Raw genomic sequence first — 4,911 nt, 5'->3', positions numbered from 1 at the left:
CCGCCGAATCGACGAGGCGTTCCGTCTTGCCGCTCGCAATCTCGTACTGCCACAGGTCGAGCTGATTCTGGTCGTCACTGCGCCCACGCAGGAACGTCACGCGCGTGCCATCGGGCGCGATCTTCAGCGCACGCGGCGACGGCCCGTTGAGATCCGGGTCGGAGTAGAGGCGGTCGACGGTCAGACGATCGGCATGCACGAGAGATGACAACCAGAGCAGGGCGGATGCTACAAACGCACGGGACATGGACGGCTCCGCGGGAAAGCCGACATTAGACCGCAGGCGTCATGACTCGCCAAGCGCGGCAGGCGCGCGCGCGCACGGGGGCTCCGCACCGAGCGCTCAGGGGGGGCGCAGAAAACCCGGCAAGCCACTCCAGCGTTCGAGTCGCTGCGCGATCGCCGCGCGCAGCACGCCTTCGTCGGCATGCAGCGTCACGTGCGAGCGAGCGCGCGTGACTGCGGTGTACAGAAGCTCGCGTCCAAGCACCCGCTGCGTCGTTCCGGGCAACACCACGGCGATTTCGTCGAACTCCGAACCCTGGCTTTTGTGCACGGTCATCGCGAACGCGGGTTCATGCGCAGGCAACGCGTACGGGGCAAACGCGCGGAGTGCACCGTCTGCTCCCGGAAACCACACCTGCGGATCGGCATTCGGCTCACGCCACGACACGCCGATGTCTCCGTTGAACAGACTGCGCCGATAATCATTCGCGGTGACCATCACGAGTCGGCCGTGATACCACGGTGCACTGCCGCCGAGTGCATCCTCGATTGCTCGATTGATCGCCTTGTTTCCGAAGACGCCTTCTCGCACTGCTGTGAGAATGCGAAAGCGGTTGGCAGCCGACAGCGCATCACGCGCAGTCGGTGCGAGTGCAATCGCCCGGTAGCGATCGACCCAACTACCGCGCTGCATTCGGGCGATCTCGTCACGATCGCCGCGTCGCCATTCGACGTCGAGCGGACGAGACTCAAGGAGTGCAATCGCCGCGTCGTCCCGGCCAGCGCGAATCTCCTGCGCCAGACGTCCGATGCCGCTGTGCTCGCCAAAGCGGTGGCTTTGCCGCAGTTCGACGAACACGTCGGAGAGCGCAGCGCGCGGGCTGTCGTCGATCGGAACGGAGACACCGGTCATTGCAGCGAGATCGGCGGCGGTCCCGCCGGAATAGCGATTCACCTCGTCGGCGCCCGCTCCAATGGACGCGAGCACGTGTCCGGCCTCGACGGATGCGAGCTGCCCGACGTCGCCAAGCAGCACCAGCGCGGTGTCATCGGCCAACGCGTCGAGCAGATGCGCCATCAGTGGCAGATCGATCATCGACGCTTCGTCGACGATCACGATATCGGCGCTGACGGGATGATTGCGATCGTGGCGAAAACCGACCCGCGGCCGAAAACCGAGCAGACGATGCAGCGTCGACGCCTCGTCGGCGCGAATGGCGGCGCGCACCGAGTCGCTGCAGTCGATCGCCGCCGTGCGCTCGCGGATCGATTCGCCCAGTCGTGCAGCCGCCTTGCCGGTCGGTGCAGCGAGGCGAATGCGCGGCAGCGGTCGGCCCTGCGCTTCGGCACTTTCAAGCAACGCCACCAGCAACCACAGAACGCTGGTGGTCTTTCCGGTACCCGGGCCACCGCTGATGACCGCCAGGTGAGAACGCAATCCCAGCGCGACCGCGATGGCTTGCCAGTCGGTATCACGCGAGGGGGGGAACCGCTGTTGCATCCGTTCGCGAAGCCCCGGCAGATCCCCGATCTCACGCAGCAAACGCGCACGCGCACGCAGCGACGACGCAACCTTGCGTTCGTAGTCGAAATACCGACGCAGCCACAGACGATTCGCACCGTCGAAGACCAGAGGCGCGGCGCTGTCGATATCAACCCTGCAGACGAGCGACGAGGCCTGCAGTGCGTGGCGCAACGCGACCGCCGTCGGCCACACCGCCTCCGGCGGTTCGGAGCTGGCCGTCGACAGAAGTTCACCGAGCGCGGACAGTTCGAGACAACTGTGGCCCTGCGCAATCGCCTGGCTCGCCGCCGCGCAGGCGAGCGCGAACACGTCGTCGTCGCGGCCGTCGAGGCGTCGCATCATCCGGGCGAACTCGACGTCGAGGGCGCGCAGCGCACCGCTGTTCTGCAATTTCCCGAGGTCAATCACCGCGTCGCCCCGGCCGCCAGCAACGTGTCCATCGCGTCGATCAACGTGGCGTTCGGACGATCGACATGCACGCCATGGCTGCCATCGGGCGACAGACCGCGCAGGAACAGGTAGATCGCGCCTCCGAAATCGCGCGCGTAGTCATAGCGATCGCCAAGCCGCGCGCGCAACCATCGGTGCAACGCAAGCGTATAGATCAGGTATTGCAGATCGTAGTCGCTGTCCTGCACGGCAGCTGCCAACGCAGCCGGCGCGTAGTCCGCGCGACGCGTGCCGAGATGATTGGTCTTGTAGTCGACGATCCACCAGCGTCCATCGTGACGATAGACGAGATCGATGACGCCGGTCATCAACCCTGCGAGACGATGCTGCGCACGCGCGAAATCGGTTCGTCGCTGCTGATAGCCGTCGCTGCGCAGCAGCGCGATCAGCGCGTCCGGATTCGCGCCCGCGATCGCGAAATGGAACGGCAGTTCGGCACGGCGATCGCGCGCCGCCAGCCCGGCCAAGGTCACGTCGCCCGGCAGTCGCGTGTTCAGTGTCGCACCGAGCATCCGGGCAACCACGCGTTGCAATTCCGCATCGCGCTCAGCCGATGCGAGCGCGTGCCGATGCAATCGCGCGACGATCGCCTCACGTTCGCTCGCCGGCAGCGCCGAACCGGCATGACCTCGCCAGACGAAAAAATCGGTGCGTTCGAGAATCTCGTGGATCGCGGTGCCGAAGCGATCACCGCGTGGCCAGTCTGCGATGCCGGCGTCGACAGCGGCGGCTGCGGCATCGGCGTTCGGCGGGGTCTCATCGTCCACGCCGTTCGCATCGTCGAGCGTGCTGCGCTGCCCATCACGTAGTTGCGAAAAGCTGCTGATCCACCACGTCGCATCGATGTGTGCGCCGAGCCGGCGCGCCGGAGGAAGCGATGACATCGGTGACGGCTGGGTGGTCTTGCCGCTTGTTTCCGGAACGTCGACGATCCGCACTCCGTCGGGAAAGGAGTGTTGGAGGCGCAGCAGCGCAGCGCGTGTTTCGCCCTGTGCCTTGGGCATCACGCCGCGGTGCCACAATTGCGCCAATGCCGGCGCAAGACCCTTGCTGCCGATGACATCCCACGAGAACCAGCAGGCGTACCGCGCGCGCGTCAGCGCGACGTACAGCACGCGCACACGCTCGGCGAGCGACTCGCGTTGCTCGAGGGATCGGGCGTTGTCGAAATCGTCCGCCTGTTCGTCACCCGCAGCGCGCACCCACAGATTCCTTGTGTCGTCGGCATGCCATTCGAACGTGCTCGGCGTTCCGCTGTGCTGACCCGGGCTGAGCGCGGTGAACGGCAGAAACACCAGGTTGTACTCGAGTCCCTTGCTCGCGTGGATGGTGGCGATCTGCACGCGGTCCGCGTCCGACTCAAGGCGCACCTGTTCCTCTTCGTTGCGATCATCGGCTTCCGCAATCCGCCGCCCGAGCCAGTCGATCAAGCCGGCTTGCGCGAACTGGCGTGCCGATTCGCGCTGCAGCAGATCAGCGAGCTGCAGATAATTGGTCATGCGGCGATCGCCGGAACGCTCATCGAGAATCGTCGCGGCGCGCCATTCGAAGACCCGTTCGCACATCGCCAGAACGCCGTGCTCCGTCCACAGCCGGCGCAATGCGTCGAGGCGCTGCAACTGCGCCTGCCATGCGTGCGCGTTTTCCGCGGCGGCGAGCATTGCAAGCGCGCTCGCATCGAAACCGAACAGTCTCGACGCAAGGGCTGCGCGTAGACTCGCATCGTCACGGCCGTCGATGGCGGCAAGGAATGCGTGCAAGTCACGCGCTTCGCTCGACGCGAAGACGCTTTCCTGGCGAATCATCGCGCTGGCGACGCCGCGCGCGGTCAGCGCGTCCTGCATCAACGTCGCCTCTGCGTTGGTGGTCACGAGCACCGCCATATCGTGCGAAACGAGTGGGGCGGGCACGCCCGACTGTCGATTCCGCACCGTTGCCGAACCGGCGCGTGACGCCGCCAACAGGTCGACGATCGTCTGCGCACAACCCCGCGCCAACTGCGATCGCCCATCGTCCTTGTTGGGTGTGTCGCTTCCGTCGCGCAGAGTCCACACGGTCAGCGGAGTGATCGGTGCGCCGTCGACGACCACGTCGTCATCGGCAACCCGGCCGCCCGCTTGAACGCTGCGAAAGCGGATTCGCTCATCGACGAACGCAGGGTGCGCGTCGTCCTGGGTGAACACTGCATCGATGGCACGCAGCAGGCCTGGCGACGAACGGAAATTGCGCGACAGCGCATGGCGCGCATGCGCGCCGGCCGATGCGCGCAGGTAGGCTTCGATATCGCCGCCGCGAAACCGGTAGATCGCCTGCTTCGGATCGCCGACGAGGATCAATGCACCTCCCGGGTGCGCTGAATGCATGCGTTGAAAAATTTCGAACTGGTGTTGGTCGGTGTCCTGGAACTCGTCGACGAGGATGACCGGATAGCGCGCGTGCAGCGCGCGCGCAAGACGCGGACCCTGCTCGACGTCAACGAGTGCGCCGTACAGGTGATGGATCAGGTCGTCGTAGCTCTGTCGCGATGCATGCTGCTTGCGCACCGACAGTTGCGCCTGCGCATGGGAACGCGCTTCATCGAGGAGAACGGGCCAGCGGCGCGATTGCGCCGTGTCGACAGACCGGGCCGCGTCGAGCCACGCGTCGACGGCAACCGTGAATGCATTATGCAGGTCGTGCAATTCCTCTCGTGCGGCGGCGGCCAGTTTGCG

At 65.8% G+C, this 4,911-nt stretch carries 2 protein-coding genes and 1 pseudogene; all 3 read right to left on the bottom strand.

Annotated elements, in window-relative coordinates; genetic code table 11:
• Positions 1-247, bottom strand: a pseudogene (locus ABIV12_RS06970) (S9 family peptidase); the annotation flags it as partial.
• A gap of 96 nt (positions 248-343) precedes the next feature.
• Positions 344-2,158, bottom strand: a complete 1,815-nt coding sequence (recD, locus tag ABIV12_RS06965; protein WP_348057640.1) for an exodeoxyribonuclease V subunit alpha — start codon at positions 2,156-2,158, stop codon at positions 344-346.
• On the bottom strand, positions 2,155-4,911 hold a 2,757-nt coding region (locus tag ABIV12_RS06960), incomplete at its 5' end, for a UvrD-helicase domain-containing protein (protein WP_348057638.1). The genes ABIV12_RS06960 and recD, both read right to left, overlap by 4 nt.

Source organism: Dokdonella sp. (genome assembly GCF_039926425.1).
GTDB lineage: Bacteria > Pseudomonadota > Gammaproteobacteria > Xanthomonadales > Rhodanobacteraceae > Dokdonella_A.
Note: the sequence above shows the minus strand (reverse complement) of the source record. Positions and strands in the feature narration are given on the sequence as shown.